At 67.7% G+C, this 13,772-nt stretch carries 16 protein-coding genes; 12 read left to right on the top strand and 4 right to left on the bottom strand.

What is annotated here, in order from left to right; genetic code table 11:
- Positions 1–79: 79 nt before the first annotated feature.
- The 3 genes from QNJ30_06060 (at position 80) to QNJ30_06050 (ending at position 2,778) form a co-directional block, all read left to right on the top strand.
- A complete protein-coding gene (locus QNJ30_06060) occupies positions 80–937 on the top strand; it encodes a pentapeptide repeat-containing protein (GenBank protein ID MDJ0943006.1) in 858 nt (285 codons plus the stop codon).
- Positions 891–1,856 (top strand): quinoprotein relay system zinc metallohydrolase 2, encoded by a 966-nt coding sequence (locus tag QNJ30_06055; GenBank protein ID MDJ0943005.1) that lies wholly within the window; start codon positions 891–893, stop codon positions 1,854–1,856. The genes QNJ30_06060 and QNJ30_06055 overlap by 47 nt, the downstream gene beginning before the upstream one ends.
- An 82-nt stretch (positions 1,857–1,938) precedes the next feature.
- A complete protein-coding gene (locus QNJ30_06050; GenBank protein ID MDJ0943004.1) occupies positions 1,939–2,778 on the top strand; it encodes a quinoprotein dehydrogenase-associated SoxYZ-like carrier in 840 nt (279 codons plus the stop codon).
- A 7-nt stretch (positions 2,779–2,785) separates the two neighbouring features.
- Here the strand turns inward: QNJ30_06050 and QNJ30_06045 are convergent, their stop codons facing one another.
- Entirely contained in the window at positions 2,786–3,145 is a 360-nt protein-coding gene (locus tag QNJ30_06045; protein ID MDJ0943003.1) for a hypothetical protein, read from the bottom strand.
- Positions 3,146–3,303: 158 nt separating this feature from the next.
- Between QNJ30_06045 and QNJ30_06040 the strand changes: the two genes are divergently transcribed.
- From QNJ30_06040 to pqqE, 3 genes are all read left to right on the top strand, one after another.
- A complete protein-coding gene (locus QNJ30_06040) occupies positions 3,304–3,729 on the top strand; it encodes a hypothetical protein (protein ID MDJ0943002.1) in 426 nt (141 codons plus the stop codon).
- A gap of 453 nt (positions 3,730–4,182) precedes the next feature.
- The gene (pqqD, locus tag QNJ30_06035) at positions 4,183–4,470 is read left to right on the top strand and encodes a pyrroloquinoline quinone biosynthesis peptide chaperone PqqD (protein MDJ0943001.1); all 288 of its coding nucleotides are present in this window, start codon (positions 4,183–4,185) and stop codon (positions 4,468–4,470) included.
- A complete protein-coding gene (gene pqqE, locus QNJ30_06030; protein MDJ0943000.1) occupies positions 4,467–5,624 on the top strand; it encodes a pyrroloquinoline quinone biosynthesis protein PqqE in 1,158 nt (385 codons plus the stop codon). Before pqqD ends, pqqE begins: the two co-directional genes overlap by 4 nt.
- Before the next feature lie 56 nt (positions 5,625–5,680).
- Here pqqE and QNJ30_06025 read toward each other — a convergent pair whose 3' ends face one another.
- Positions 5,681–6,241 carry a hypothetical protein gene (locus QNJ30_06025; GenBank protein MDJ0942999.1) on the bottom strand — a complete coding sequence of 187 codons (561 nt, stop codon included), beginning with the start codon at positions 6,239–6,241 and terminating at the stop codon, positions 5,681–5,683.
- Positions 6,242–6,362: 121 nt separating this feature from the next.
- Positions 6,363–7,700: a cyanophycinase gene (locus QNJ30_06020; protein ID MDJ0942998.1), complete on the bottom strand. Its 1,338-nt coding sequence runs from the start codon at positions 7,698–7,700 to the stop codon at positions 6,363–6,365.
- 286 nt (positions 7,701–7,986) lie between these two features.
- Here QNJ30_06020 and QNJ30_06015 point away from each other — a divergent pair, with 286 nt between their 5' ends.
- Both QNJ30_06015 and QNJ30_06010 read left to right on the top strand, forming a co-directional pair.
- Positions 7,987–8,217, top strand: coding sequence for a hypothetical protein (locus QNJ30_06015; protein ID MDJ0942997.1), 231 nt, complete (start codon positions 7,987–7,989; stop codon positions 8,215–8,217).
- Positions 8,218–8,646: 429 nt separating this feature from the next.
- A complete protein-coding gene (locus tag QNJ30_06010; GenBank protein ID MDJ0942996.1) occupies positions 8,647–9,369 on the top strand; it encodes a tellurite resistance TerB family protein in 723 nt (240 codons plus the stop codon).
- A 40-nt stretch (positions 9,370–9,409) separates the two neighbouring features.
- Here the strand turns inward: QNJ30_06010 and QNJ30_06005 are convergent, their stop codons facing one another.
- Positions 9,410–11,125 (bottom strand): S41 family peptidase, encoded by a 1,716-nt coding sequence (locus QNJ30_06005; GenBank protein MDJ0942995.1) that lies wholly within the window; start codon positions 11,123–11,125, stop codon positions 9,410–9,412.
- A gap of 177 nt (positions 11,126–11,302) precedes the next feature.
- On the opposite strand from QNJ30_06005, the gene QNJ30_06000 reads away from it, so the two are divergent.
- From QNJ30_06000 to QNJ30_05985, 4 genes are read left to right on the top strand one after another with little or no spacing between them, the layout of a single operon-like run.
- Complete coding sequence (locus tag QNJ30_06000; protein ID MDJ0942994.1) at positions 11,303–12,043, top strand: DUF1538 domain-containing protein; 741 nt, start codon at positions 11,303–11,305, stop codon at positions 12,041–12,043.
- A 4-nt stretch (positions 12,044–12,047) separates the two neighbouring features.
- Positions 12,048–12,872, top strand: coding sequence for a DUF1538 domain-containing protein (locus tag QNJ30_05995; protein MDJ0942993.1), 825 nt, complete (start codon positions 12,048–12,050; stop codon positions 12,870–12,872).
- Complete coding sequence (locus QNJ30_05990; protein MDJ0942992.1) at positions 12,869–13,219, top strand: hypothetical protein; 351 nt, start codon at positions 12,869–12,871, stop codon at positions 13,217–13,219. Before QNJ30_05995 ends, QNJ30_05990 begins: the two co-directional genes overlap by 4 nt.
- Complete coding sequence (locus QNJ30_05985; protein MDJ0942991.1) at positions 13,216–13,650, top strand: CBS domain-containing protein; 435 nt, start codon at positions 13,216–13,218, stop codon at positions 13,648–13,650. Before QNJ30_05990 ends, QNJ30_05985 begins: the two co-directional genes overlap by 4 nt.
- The last annotated feature ends 122 nt before the right edge of the window (positions 13,651–13,772 follow it).

The raw sequence follows: 13,772 nt of genomic DNA, 5'->3' as shown, positions 1-13,772 counted from the left end.
GCACCGGGTCTCGAGCCGCGGACAAAGGCGCCAAGGGTCTGGCGCCAAAGAGACAAAAACAGATCAGCGGGAGGGAAAGATGCGCAGAAACCGAGACGACAAGATATGCGAGACGGGCGCGCGCGGCTGGGCGGCCGGCGGCGGCCTTTTGATCTCGACCGCAATCGCAGCGCTGCTCTTGTCCGCTGCGGCCGCCGGAGTCTTTGCCGCGGACGTCTCACGCGAGGAATTGACCCGGCTGGTCGCAACCAGCACCGGGACCGAACCCGCGGACCTGACCGAGCGCGACCTCAGCGGCCTCGAGCTTTCGGGCTTCGACTTCAAGCAGGCTGACCTTTCAGGCGTCGACCTCTCAGGCGCCGACCTGTCCGGCGCAAACCTGCAGGGCGCGGTGCTGAAAGGCGCAAAGCTGACCGGCGCCAAGCTCAAGGGCGCGATCCTCGATCTCGCGATCCTGCGCGGCGCCGATCTCGCCGGCGCCGATCTCAGCGAGGTCAGTGCCTTTTCGGCGGTGCTGGCGGAGAGCAACCTGCAGAAGGCGGACCTATCGGGGGCCGCGCTGATCTGCAACCTCGACTACGCGAACCTCGAGGGCGCCCGGCTCGAGGGCGCGAAGATGGCCGCCGACATGAAGAACCAGCCCATGGGCCTGATGCGGGTCTCCCTCAAGAAGGCCAGGCTCAAGGGCGCCAACCTCAAGGGCGCCGACCTGGCCCGTGGCTACCTGGAGTTCGCCGACTTCACCGACGCCGACCTGAGCGGCGCCAACCTCATGCGGGCGGAGGCCGCCGGCGCCGACTTCTCCGGCGCCGACCTCAGCGGCGCCAACCTGCGCAAGGCCGATATCAACGGCGCGCTTTTCACCGGAATCACGGGACGGGACCAGATCATTGACCTGGACACGGCCAAGAACCTGCGCGCCGCCCGCTTCGACTAGGCGTTGCGGTCGCCTCGGCCTTCTGGTCGCGGCGCTGATCGCCGGCGCAGCCCCCGCGGCGGCCGACCCGCTGCCGGTGACCGAGGTGGCGCCGGGCGTCTTCGTCCACAAGGGCGCACACGAGGAGGCGACGCGCGGCAACCTCGGCGGCTATGCAAACATCGGCTTCGTCGTCGGCCGGATGGCGGTCGCGGTGATCGACAGCGGCGGCAGCGCCGCCCAGGGCCAGGCCTTACTCGAGGCGATCCGCGAGGTGACGGCGCTGCCCATCGCCTACGTCATCATCACCCACGGGCATCCGGACCACATGCTGGGCACCGCCGCCTTCGAGTCCGAGCGGCCCAAGGTTTTGGGCCACGCCAAGCTGCCCGCTGCCATGGCCGCCCGCGGTCCCTTCTACCTGCAGCACCTGGAGCGGGTGCTGGGCGAGCTGGCCGCCGGCACCCGGATCCTGCCGCCCGACGAAACGGTCGTCGAGTCGCTGACCATCGACCTCGGCGCCCGGCGGCTGCGGCTGACCGCCCATCCGACCGCGCACACGGATAACGACCTCACGGTCCTCGACGAGGCGACCGGGACGCTCTGGGCCGGCGACCTGGTGTTCATGGAGCGGCTGCCGGTGGTCGACGGCAGCCTCAAGGGCTGGCTGGGCGTGCTGGCAACCCTGCGCCAGGTCGAGGCCGAACGGGTCGTGCCGGGCCACGGTCCCCCCTCGGCCCCCTGGCCCGCCGCCCTCGAGGCCCAGCAGCGCTATCTGGAGAGCCTGCTGACCGAGACCCGGGCGATCATCGCCAGGGGCGGCAGGATCGAGGAGGCGGTCGAGCAGGTCGGGCGCGAGGATCGCCGAGGCTGGCTGCTCTTCGAGGACAACCATCCTCGCAATATCGTGACCGTCTTCACCGAGCTGGAGTGGGAGTGAGCGGCTCGCCTCCGGCTAAGAGCTCTGTTAAGCTTTCTTGACAAAACTGGGTATCCCGACCCGAAGCGAGAGGTCAGACGCCATGCCGCCAGCTCGCCGCAGCGCCGTTTGGGCCCGCGGTTTCGCCCCTGCCGCCGCTATCGCGCTCGCCCTCTCCGCCGCCCCGGCCCTGGCCGCCGGCGAAGAGGACGATCCCTGGCCCGACCTGCGCGAGACTCTCTTCGGCGAGCGGCCGATCGCCGGGGGCGCCGGCGTGGTCGGCCTGGAGGCGCCCTACAGGGCCTACGACGCGGCCATCGTCCCGGTCACCATCGCCGCCGAGATCCCGCAGACTGCCGAGCGCTACATCAAGACCCTGACCCTGATCGTCGACAAGAACCCGGCGCCGGTCGCGGCGGTCTTCAACCTGACCCCGGAGATGGGCACGGCGACGATCTCGACCCGGATCCGGGTCAACGAGTACACCAACGTGCGGGTGATCGCGGAAACCAGCGACGGCGCCCTGCACATGGTCGAGAAGTTCGTCAAGGCGGCCGGCGGCTGCTCGGCGCCGGCGTTGAAGGACATGGCGGCGGCCGAGGCCAGGATCGGCAAGATGAAACTGAAGCAGAGCCGGCCCGGAGAACCCGAGCAGCCCCAGGAGGTTCAGCTGCTGGTCAGCCATCCCAACTACACCGGCTTTCAGATGAACCAGCTGACCCGCCACTACATCCCGGCGCACTTCGTCCAGGACATCAAGGTCTCCTACGCCGGGCAGACCCTGATGACGGTGGAAGGCGCGATCTCCCTGAGCGAGGATCCGAGCATCCACTTCAGCTTCCTGCCGAGACAGGGGTCGGAGGAGCTGTCGGTCGAGGTGCGCGATACCGACGGCGCCGTCTTCACCCGAAGCTGGCCCATCGGCACGGCCGGCGACTCCTAAGCCGGCATCAGAAGCAGCGGATCTCCGCCTCGGCCTGCGCTCGCTTCAGTTCGGCCAGGGTTTCCTTGGCGATCGCCGAATCCCGGAACATCACCGTCTTCTCGCCGCCGACCTGGCGCATGCGCACAACGGTCTCTGCCTCGACGTAGCGGTCGTAGGGCAGGAGCGAGGCGATGACGTCGATGCTGCAGGAGCAGCGATTCAGCATCTCCTGCGTCTGGCCGTTGCTGGCCATGCAGCCGAAGACGTAGTCGGCGCGTGCCGCCGTCGGATAGTCGTTGGCGCCGGCCGGCGCGGCGACCAGAACCAGCGCGGCGATCGCTCCGAGACCTGCGCACAGACTTGCAAGAACGCTCTTCAGCCTCATCCGGTGTCCTCCCTGCGGCTCTTCCCCACGTCGACCTTAGCACAGTCCCACCGCCCGGCGCCCGATCGGCCAGGGCCACGGGCCGTTGAGCGGCCGTTGCGCGAAGCCAAGCCCCGTGCTTAGAGTGTTTGGGAAATCGATCATTGTCGAGACGCCCAATGACGACAAGCGTCGAAGCCCTGGTCCTCCAGCTTCTGACGGCGATCAACGCGATCGCCGGCCTGCCCCTGCCCGAGCGTCCGCCCGAGGTCGTTTTCGTATCGCAGAGCTACCTCGAGTCGCAGGCCTGCGACCGGCCCTGCGAGATTCGGGGCTGGTTTCCGCCGGGCCGGGTCGTCTATCTCGACGATCGTCTCGACCCGCAGAACGACACCTGGGAGAGAAGCATCCTGGTTCACGAGCTGGTGCACTACCTGCAGCAGGAAGAGGGCACCTTCACCGAGGACGGGACCTGCGAAACCTGGATGAAGCGGGAAGCCGAAGCCTACGAGATCCAGTATCGCTGGCTGGTCGCGCAAGAGGTGTCGCCTCGTTTGCTGCGCCGAACCAGGCGGTCCTTTTTTAGGATCGACTGCCAGGAATAGAAAGCCGCGGCGCCATCCCCAAGGTCGCATCAGGTGGCGGCGATCATTAGAATGATTACAAACTGCTTGCCTGCGTTTCCCCGATGCACTATAGAGTCAAGAGCCACGGAAGGGTCGTTGGGGCGGCTGCTTGCCGCATCGCCCCGCCAAGCCAACAAGGATCGGTCGAGCGACGAAGGCCGGTCCGGCAGCGTTCAAACTGTGGTCGCATAAACCGAGGCTTGTCCGAGGGAGGTAGAGCAGATGCTGTGGACGACTCCGAAGGTTGTTGAGATTTCCTGCGGTCTTGAGATCAATTCTTACGTCCGCGCCGAGCTTTAGGTTCCGGCGAGGCACAGACCGCAGACGATTTCTGGTAAGCGGCCCCGCACAGGCGGGGCCGTTTCCGTCTCTGCCCAAGGATCTCTCAAGTAGAGGCTCGGCACCGCGGCGCGGCCGCCGAGACGCCCGGCCATGAAAGAGCGTGTCGTCATCACCGCCGCCTCGGTGCCCAGCCTCCCGCGCGGGGTCAAGCTGCGCTTCGATGAGGCGCGGGACATCTGGGTCCTGCTCGGGCCGGAGCGGATCTTTAATCCCGATCCGATCGCCCTCGAGATCCTCAAGCGCTGCGACGGCGCGGCGACGGTCGAGGCGATCGTCGACGACCTGGCCGCGACGTTCCAGGCAGAACGCGACGTCATCGAGCGCGACGTGACCGCCCTGCTGCAGGATCTGGCCGACAAGGGAATCATGGCCGGATGAGCCAGCCCGAGCCGCCGATCGCCGTCCTCGCCGAGCTGACCCATCGCTGCCCGCTGCAATGCCCCTATTGTTCCAACCCGCTTGAGCTGGAACGCGCGGCCGGCGAGCTCGACACCGAGACCTGGCAGCGGGCGCTCGAGGAAATCGCCGGGCTCGGCGCCCTGCAGATCCATTTCTCCGGCGGCGAGCCGACGGTGCGCAAGGACCTCGAGGCCCTGGTCGAGACCGCGGCGCGCAACGGCCTCTACAGCAACCTGATCACCTCGGCGGTCCTCCTGACCGAGGAGCGGGTCGAAGCGCTGGCCGACGCAGGCCTCGACCACGTCCAGATCAGCTTTCAGGACAGCGAGGCCGGCAACGCCGACCGCATCGGCGGCTACGCCGGCGGCCACAAGAAGAAGCTGGCAGCCGCGCGCTGGGTCCGCGCGACCGGCCTGCCGCTGACCCTCAACATGGTGGTGCATCGGCAAAACCTGCAGCACCTGCCGCAGATGTTCGAGCTGGCCATGGCGCTCGACGCCCACCGGATCGAGATCGCCCACGTTCAATACTACGGCTGGGCCTACGAGAACCGCGCCGCCCTGCTGCCGAGCGCCGCGCAGCTCGCAGAGTCCCTCGCCGTCATCGAAGAAGCGGGCAAGACCTATCCGGGCCTGGCGATCGACTACGTCGTCCCCGACTACTACGCCCGCCGTCCCAAGGCCTGCATGGGCGGCTGGGGCCAGCGCTTCTTCAACATCACGCCCTCGGGCCAGGTGCTGCCCTGCCACGCCGCCGAGACCATCACCGGGCTGAGCTTCGACAACCTGCGGGACAAGAGCCTGCGCGAGATCTGGGAGTCTTCGGAAGCCTTCCAGAGGTTTCGCGGCGTCGACTGGATGCCGGAGCCCTGCCGGTCTTGCGAGCGGCGCGAGGTCGACTGGGGCGGCTGCCGTTGCCAGGCCTTCGCGATCACCGGCGACGCGGCCCAGACAGACCCGGCCTGCGAGCTCTCGCCGCACCATGGCGTCATGGCCGAGCTGGCGGCGGCGGAGACCGCCGAGGCGCCGCCCGACTTCCGCTACCGCCGCTACGGCAACGCACCGGAGACCGCGAAACTGGCCCGGCCGCCGGCCGCCGATCGCAAAACCGGTGCCGAGCGAAGCCTCACCTGACGCCGGAAGCGAAGAGCCCGCGCAGACGCGCTTCGATTCGACCGGAGAGTCCGGCTCTAATATTCGCAGCGAAACGGCCCCTCCGGACCGAGGAAGCGCATGTTCGCGATCGCGATCACGAAGATCGGAAACGGCCAGATCTCCATGCCGAAGCCGCCCGGGGTCAAGGGACAGCTGGTGGTCCGGTACATCTCTTCCCGATCCAAGGGCATGATGCTCAGGTTGTAGCGAAGTGGCCGGGAAAACGGATTGCGCACCTCCAGAATCATGCCCAGCCCGTCGCTGATTTCCGGTTCCTGCGTGAGCTCGATCTCGATTGTTCGTTCCGGATGCCGCTTCTCCTTGACGTGGCGGAGCTTCTCCGGCCGCTCCGCGCCCTCTTGCGCCTCGATGTAGAGGGTTTCTCCGGCATAGATGCTGATGAAGGTCGGTTGCACCGCGGGTGGCAGGTTCCAATAGGTTCGGTCGAAGTAGCCCTGCCCGGCTTGCTTGAGGCGCACCCTCAGGCTCCGCCTGCAGTCTCCGAACTCGCAAAAGCCGTCAACCGAGGTCGCCGCGCCGTCGGGCTCCGAAGAAGGCGTTTCCTCCGCGCCTGTCGCGCAGCCGAGCAAGGCCACGGCCACCACGGCTGCGGCAAAAGCAGTTCTCATCATATCGCGGTCCCCCGGTTCAGGCCCGGTTCCGACCCGCCCGTCGCGCCGCCGATCTCCGTGAGGGACCCCGGACCCGCGAACCCCCTCAGGGCTTCGGCAGACCGAGCGCCGCCTTGATCAGGTCCTTGATCGCGCGGATCCGGCCCCTCGCCGTCTCCGGCTTGTCGACCTCGGTCACCGCGATGGCCAGGGTCTCGACGGTCGCACGCATGTTGCTCACGCTGTAGCGGGCCAGGCTGCCGCTGCGGTTCGGGTTGTCGCCGCGACAGCTCCGGAAGCAGAGATAGGCCGCGGTCGTCTCGGTCTGGGCGAAGCGCAGCTGCACGCCGTAGACACTGTAGCTCGGATCGTCGCTGCCGAGGAAGTCGATGCCGACGCCCGAGGTCTCGCCGATGGTGTCGACCGCCAGGGTGATGATCTCGGGGATGACGTCGGCGTTGAAGACGCCGAGCTTGAAGATCGGCGCCTGCGGCAGAAAGGGATCGTCGGTGATGTCGCTGAGCGCCCGGTTGAAGGTGACCTGCCGGGTCTTCGTGTCGTAGCGGTCGCCGTGACCGAGCAAGTGAACGATCGCCGCCTTGGGATCGTCGGGATCCTCCAGCTCGACGATCAGCGCCTGGCTGGTGCCGACGACCTCCCAGATGCCGCTGTCGAGGTCGACCTCGACCGCGGTGTCCTCGTTCACGCCGACGGCCTGCGGGATCCCGTTGTCGGCCATGGCGACCAGCAGGCGACCCAGGCGGCCCCAGACGAGGAAGTGCTGGTCTGCCAGAAAGCCGGGCGGCAGCAGGCCAAAGCCGTTCGAGGTGCCGACCCGCAGCGGCCCGGGCGGCAGGCTCAGGCTGTCGATGCTGGTGCCGTTCACGATCATGGGGTCGCTCTGCACCGCGGCACCGGCCGAGGTGCCGCCGAAGGCGCCGCCCCCGGCGACGATCCTGCGGATTGCGGCCATGACCGGGGTGTCCGAGCCGTCCTGATTCAAGAGGGCGAAGGTCCCGCGGTTCTGATTGCCGCCGCCGAACCAGACCGCGTTGCAGCCCTTGACCAGGGCGACGGTGGCCGGATCCTCGGTCAGCCGCTCTTCGGTCTCGCGGACTTCTTGCGCCGGATCATCGAAGGTGAAGAAGTCGTCCTCGAAGGGCACCGTGTTCCAGGCCGAGTTCTGCATCGTGACCTCGACCGGGAAGGTCTGGGCCCCGCGGTCCTCGAAGAGCCCGGCGTAGAAGTCGCGTGAGTCCTGGGGATCGCTGCTGTTGGTCCCGAAGATGCAGATCTTCGCGTCGCTGCCGCCGGAGATCTCGACGAAGCGGTCGAAAAGAATGTCGCTCTGGGCGTTGCCGCCGACGATGAAAAGCCTGCCGTCCGCCCGGGCGCTGGTGGCGACCAGAACCATGGCGACGGCGAAGCCCAAACGGCTGAGCATGATGGATCCTCCCCTGCTTGCGGCCTTTCCGGCCCGCCCGCCACACGGGTAGGGCGAGCCGGAAGCTCTCGTTCGACCCTAGCCAGCGAACGGAAGAGAGACAATGCCGATCGCCGTCTCGGGCCGGGCATGCCGGAACCCGCAGTCGGTGCGGTCGCTGCCCGGCCAGGGAGCAAATATATTACCTTCGACATACGCTAAAAGATTCGGAATTCGTTAATTTCCTCGCTCTAGCGTCGGGACATCCGAGCCAAGGTGCAATTCACCACGGCCAAGGAGCCGCTTCATGTTCAAGGTCTTGATCCTCGTCTGCGCCGCCGGCATGGCGCCGCGCGATTGCCATGCGAACAACGCGCTGGAGGTCGTCCAGGGCCCGGAGGCCCGAAACGAGATCGCCTGCGCCCTGCAGTCGCAGGCCTACTTCGCCCAGACCGCCCTCGGCCGCGACCTCCGCCCCGGGGAATACGTCAAGATCCGCTGCCGCCGCACGACGATCGGCAAGGGCAACGTCGGCTGACCGATTGCCAAAGTCCGGCACATTCAAGGTGTCGGACTTCGAAACCATCACACCAGGCCGCGGCGTGCTCTCGAAAGGCGCCCTGTATCTGCGCAGGGCGAGGTCGAGGACCCGCATGACCCTGGCCTTTTTGCCCGCAGAGCTCTGGCCGTGGTCCGGAACGGCGCCGAGGATTCCCGTCCCGGGTTCTGCGATTTGACTGGGCCAAGTCGCCGTTTTGATTGGATTTATCTATCAGCGACGCCTCGGTTTCGCGGCCGCCTGACCGGCCTCGCCCCAAATCTCAAGGCTTCCCTTGCGCTCCGGGCCGATGGGTCGGGCAGACGGCAAGGTCGGCGCGGCCCGGCGCCGTTGTTCGCAGTGCCGGATCGTATTGCCGGCCGGCCGACCCGCTCCCATGTAACCCTCGTGGTTTGACGGAGGTAGAGCATGGATCCACAGCGTCTTTTGGAACAGTTCCTCGGCCCCGACGCGGGCCAGAAGGCCGCGGGAGCGGCGCAGGCCGCAAAGGGCAAGATCGCTTCCAGCGGCCTGGGCGGGGTCGCCGGCGGGTTGGCTGCGGGCGGTCTGCTGGGGGTGCTGATCGGCAACAAGAAGGCGCGCAAGAAGGCTGGCAAGCTGGCCGGCGGCCTGGTCGGCTATGGCGGCGCCGCGGCACTCGGCGCCCTGGGCTACCGCGCCTATCAGAACTGGCAGGCGGGCAAGCAGGCACCGCAGGCCGGACCTCCGGCTCCCTCGCTACCCGCGGAGCTGCCGCCGGCAGACTCCAAGTTCCTGCCGGCCGCGGCGCCGGCCAAGGACGGCAAGCCCTTCGAGCTGGCCCTCGTCATGGCGATGATCGCCGCCGCCAACGCCGACGGCCATATCGGGCCCGACGAGCAACGGACGATCTTCGATCACGTCGGCCGCTTGCCCCTGGACGCCGAGGACAAGGCCTTCGTCTTCGACGTGCTCAGCAGCCCGCCCAGCCTGCAGGACATCGCCGGCCTGGCCGAGGGTCCGGAACAGGCGGCCGAGCTCTACCTGGCCTCGCGTCTGGCCATCGACCCCGACCATCCGGCCGAGCAGGCCTATCTGGACGCCCTGGCCACGCGACTGTCCCTGCCCGGCGACCTGGTCGCCCACCTCGAGAGTCAAGCGGTCGAGGCATAGCGCCAGGCAAGCACCGCGACGCGACGCGTTCGGCCTGGCGCTACCGGCTGCGCCGCCCGGCGGTTTGCGACAGGCCCAGGGCCAGACGGTAAAGCATCGGATCCTTCAGCAGGCGCTTGGCCAGGTCGAGGTCCACGTCGGGCACGTCGTAGCTGGGCGGGCAGACGGCGCGAAAGGCCGTCACCGCCTTCTCATCCCGGTAGTCTATGGAGCGGCGCTGCGTCCACTTGTCGATCGGCAGGTCACCCCGGCGCAGGCGACCGAGGACCGCGTCACTGTTGACGCCATGACCGGCGGTGCAGAGATCCGGCAAGACGCCTCGACCGGCGATCGCATAACCGGACGAGGCGTAGTACAGCGCCCAGGTCAAAGCGATCTGACCGCCGTTCGGCAAACGCAGGACGGTCTGGATCGTGCCGTGGCCGTTGGACGCGCTGCCGAGGACGACCGCGCGACCGGCGTCCTGGAGCGCAGCGGCGACAATCGACGCTCCGCCCGAGGTCATGCCGTTGATCAGGACCACCAGAGGCCGGCCCTCCAGCAGGTCGTTGGGGGTCGCCGGAAAGTACTGCAGGCTGTCGGGGTGCCGCCCGTCGACGGAGACCAGAAGCCCTTCGGTTATGAAGAGGTCGGCGACCAGCACCGCGATATCCAACAGCCCGCCCGGGCTGTTGCGCAGGTCGAGAATGGCGCCCTTGAGCGGCTGCCCGAGATCGCGCTCGGCCTGTCGGAGCTTCTCCTCCAAGGCGCCCAGCGTCGCCGAGCCGAAGCTCATGAGGCGCAGATAGGCGATTTCGCCGTACAGGCGGTATCGCACGGGCCGCGGCTCGACGATGGCGCGGGTGATCGTGACCGTCTCCAGGTCCGTCCGGCCCCAGCGCGTGACCATCAGCCTGACCTGCGTGCCCGGATGGCCGCGCAGCATGTCGTAGATGGCGCGGCGTTCCAGACCGGCGACCGGCGTCCCGTCGATGCGCCAGATGTGGTCGCCATCTTTGAGCGCGGCGGCCTCCGCGGGCCCCTCTTCGGTGACGCCGATGATGCGCGCGCCGTCATGAGTCGTCCTCAGGGCGACCCCGATGGAGGCATTGAAGCCGGGCTTCTTGCCGTGCCATTCCAGGAGCTCTTCCGGCCCGCGGTAGTAGGACCAGCGGTCCAGCTCTTCGAACATGCTTTCCAGGACCGCGTCGTTGATATCGGCCCAGGCGACGGCCTGCAGCTTCTTGGATCCCTGCCGGCCGGTTTCGAGGGCTTCGCTCATCAGCTTGCCCCAGGCTTCCGCGTCCTCGCGCGCCGGCGCTTGGAAGCGGACGGCACTGGCGCCGGGGACGGAAACCAGGATCTCTTCGCCTTGCTGCCGGACCTCAAGGTCAGGGTCGTGGCTTTTCAGAGTGCTAAGCCCGACCAGCGCCAGGTCCTGCAGCTCGATCTTCTCAAGGTAGACCTGGGCAATGTCCTGGTAGACGGTGCGGTACAGCCGTTCGGTCCCCGCCCGCTCGGCCTGCTGCGTCATGCCGCAAGCGGACAGCAGCGCAGCCAGCGCCACTCCGAGGGCCGGGCACTGCCACCTTCGGACTTCACCGCAAACACTGCCCAGGCAAAGCCTCAGCCCGCCCCAGAAGAACGCTACAGCCACCGCTGACTGCCCCTGACCATCTCCGTCGCAACCACAACAATCGGTCAGAGCGCCGCAGCACGCAAGCGGCAAGACTCCAAGCAGGCAATCGCGGCCTTTTCCGGTGCCGCCACCCGCCATTCCCGCCGGCCGACCGCGGAGCGGCCGCCGGATTGCGGTTATCGATTGAGTCCCTAAGCGTTGTGGTTATGGTAGTGCCGCGCCAAGGGAAGCGTGACTCCGCGGGGGGATCTCGATGCGAACAGGCGACGACGACGGCCATTCGGGGATCGGGCCCCGCGGCGCGGGCAGGCGCCGGTGACGGTGGTCGCAGGGCTCCGCTCCCTCGTGAGCCTGGTCACCGGGACCAGCCGGGACCTCGCGCCCATCGTTCTGGTCGTCGCCTTTTTCCAGGTCGTGGTCCTGCGCCAGCCCTTCCCCAACCTGGTCGACACGCTGGTCGGTCTGCTCCTGGTCATGCTCGGCCTGGGGCTCTTCATCCGCGGCCTCGACCTGGCGCTGTTTCCCTTCGGCGAGGCGCTCGCCGGCGCCTTTGCCCGCAAGGGCAGCGTCTTCTGGCTGCTGGCCTTCGCCTTCGGCCTCGGCTTCGGCACCACCGTGGCCGAGCCGGCCTTGATCGCGGTCAGCGAGGAGGCGGCGCGGGTGATGGCCGCCGCCGGGGCCACGGCTGACGACGCCGATACGCAGGCACGCTTCGCCGTCGCGCTGCGCTACACCGTCGCGGTCTCGGTCGGCACCGCCCTGGTGATCGGGGTCTGGCGCATCCTCAAGGGCTGGCCGATCCACTGGCTGATCATCTCCGGCTATCTGATGGTCGTGATCCTGACCGGCTTCGCCCCGGAGGAGATCGTCGGCATCGCCTACGACTCCGGCGGCGTCACCACCTCGACCATCACGGTTCCCCTGGTCACCGCCCTCGGCATCGGGCTGGCCACGGTGATCCGCGGCCGCAACCCGCTGATCGACGGTTTCGGCCTGATTGCCTTCGCCAGCCTGACTCCGATCATCTTCGTGCTGATCTTCGGCATGGTGGTCTAGAGCCATGGCGGGCGGCTGGATCGCAGGCCTCGCGAGCGCGCTCTTCGGGACGCTGCTCGACGTGCTGCCGATCGTCACCATCATGCTGGTCTTCCAGCTTCTGGTGCTGCGCCAGCCGATACCCCATCTGAAGCGCGTCGCGCTGGGCTTCGTCTACGTGGTGATCGGCCTGGCCCTGTTCCTGGTCGGACTCGAGAAGGCGCTGTTTCCGCTCGGCCGGACCATGGCCCAGCAGTTGACCGACCCGGCCTTTCTCAGCGACGGGCCGGACGACGTCCTGGACTGGACCGACTATTACTGGGTCTACCTCTTCGCCGCGGCGATCGGCTTCGCCACCACCATCGCCGAGCCCTCGCTGATCGCCGTCGCCCGGAAGGCCAAGGAGGTCTCCGGCGGCAGCATCGGCGAATGGGGCCTGAGGATCGCCGTGGCCGTCGGGGTCGCGGCCAGCGTCGCCGTCGGCGCCTTCCGCATCGTCACCGGCACGCCGCTCTACCTCTACATGATGGCGGGCTACGTCATCGTGGTGATCCAGACCATGTTCACGCCGCAGATGATCGTGCCGCTGGCCTACGACTCCGGCGGCGTCACGACCTCGACCGTGACCGTGCCGCTGGTCACGGCCCTGGGGCTGGGCCTGGCCGCGACGGTGCCGGGGCGCAGCCCGCTGCTCGATGGCTTCGGCCTGATCGCCCTGGCCAGCCTCTTTCCGATGATGACTCTGATGGGCTACGCCCAGATCAGCGCCTGGCGGGAAAGCCGCCGCCTGCCGCCCGACCGGCCGGAGACGACGACGGACCCCCCCAGTGAAGCGAGGAGGGAAGAATGAAGTTCAAGCTGATCGTCGTGATGGTCACCGACGAGAAGACCTCGGACATCATCGACGCGGCGCGCAAGGGCGGCGCCACGGGCTGTACCGTCATCGGCAGCGCCCGCGGCGAAGGGCTCGACCCGCCCAAGACCTTCCTGGGGCTGACCCTGGAAGGCCAGCGCGACGTCATCCTGCTGCTGGTCGAGGCCCACCTGAGCCGGCATATACTGGAAAGCATCGCGGACCGCGGGGACTTCGAGAGGGAGCCGGGCTCGGGCGTGGCCGTGCAGATCGACATCGAAGACGCGGTCGGCCTGGGCTCCCAGATCGAGACCATCCAGCGAGAGATCGAGGACGAGATATGACCAACGGGACGGCGCAGGACTACATCCGGGTGCGGGAGGTCATGACCCCCGCGCCGCGGGCGATCGAGGGGCTGGCCACGGCGCGCCAGGCGGTCGAGCTCATGCGCGAGCACGACGTCAGCTCGCTGGTGATCGACCGGCGCCACGACGGCGACGAGTACGGCATGGTCACCGTGCACGACATCGCCGGCCAGGTCATCGGCCCGGACCGCTCGCTGGACCGGGTCAGCGTCTACGAGGTTATGTCCAAGCCGGTGATGACCGTCGACGTCGAGATGGACGTGAAGTACGCGATCCGCATCCTGACCCGTTTCCGCCTGAGCCGCGCCCTGGTGACCGAGAAGGGCACCATGGTCGGCATCGTCACCCTGCGCGACATGGCGATCCGCTACCTGGAGCGCGGCCCCGGTGCGGAGAAGTCTGAGGGCTAGATCAAACTGCGCTCAACTGGAATCAATTGAGCGCGGATAATTTGATCTACTTCATGCAGCTAGAGCAGCTTATCCGCGTTCAAGTGAACGCAGGCTGCTCTAGGACGCCGCTGAAGGGCTGG

This window comes from Kiloniellales bacterium, from assembly GCA_030066685.1.
Classification (GTDB): domain Bacteria; phylum Pseudomonadota; class Alphaproteobacteria; order Kiloniellales; family JAKSBE01; genus JAKSBE01.
Note: the sequence above shows the minus strand (reverse complement) of the source record. Positions and strands in the feature narration are given on the sequence as shown.

Bases quoted from the DNA above. Each gene is read 5' to 3' on its own strand.
- QNJ30_06060 (MDJ0943006.1), top strand. From the start codon at position 80: ATGCGCAGAAACCGAGACGACAAGATATGCGAGACGGGCGCGCGCGGC.
- QNJ30_06050 (MDJ0943004.1), top strand. From the start codon at position 1,939: ATGCCGCCAGCTCGCCGCAGCGCCGTTTGGGCCCGCGGTTTCGCCCCT.
- QNJ30_06045 (MDJ0943003.1), bottom strand. From the start codon at position 3,145: ATGAGGCTGAAGAGCGTTCTTGCAAGTCTGTGCGCAGGTCTCGGAGCG.
- QNJ30_06040 (MDJ0943002.1), top strand. From the start codon at position 3,304: ATGACGACAAGCGTCGAAGCCCTGGTCCTCCAGCTTCTGACGGCGATC.
- pqqD (MDJ0943001.1), top strand. From the start codon at position 4,183: ATGAAAGAGCGTGTCGTCATCACCGCCGCCTCGGTGCCCAGCCTCCCG.
- pqqE (MDJ0943000.1), top strand. From the start codon at position 4,467: ATGAGCCAGCCCGAGCCGCCGATCGCCGTCCTCGCCGAGCTGACCCAT.
- QNJ30_06020 (MDJ0942998.1), bottom strand. From the start codon at position 7,700: ATGCTCAGCCGTTTGGGCTTCGCCGTCGCCATGGTTCTGGTCGCCACC.
- QNJ30_06015 (MDJ0942997.1), top strand. From the start codon at position 7,987: ATGTTCAAGGTCTTGATCCTCGTCTGCGCCGCCGGCATGGCGCCGCGC.
- QNJ30_06010 (MDJ0942996.1), top strand. From the start codon at position 8,647: ATGGATCCACAGCGTCTTTTGGAACAGTTCCTCGGCCCCGACGCGGGC.
- QNJ30_06005 (MDJ0942995.1), bottom strand. From the start codon at position 11,125: ATGGCGGGTGGCGGCACCGGAAAAGGCCGCGATTGCCTGCTTGGAGTC.
- QNJ30_05995 (MDJ0942993.1), top strand. From the start codon at position 12,048: ATGGCGGGCGGCTGGATCGCAGGCCTCGCGAGCGCGCTCTTCGGGACG.
- QNJ30_05990 (MDJ0942992.1), top strand. From the start codon at position 12,869: ATGAAGTTCAAGCTGATCGTCGTGATGGTCACCGACGAGAAGACCTCG.
- QNJ30_05985 (MDJ0942991.1), top strand. From the start codon at position 13,216: ATGACCAACGGGACGGCGCAGGACTACATCCGGGTGCGGGAGGTCATG.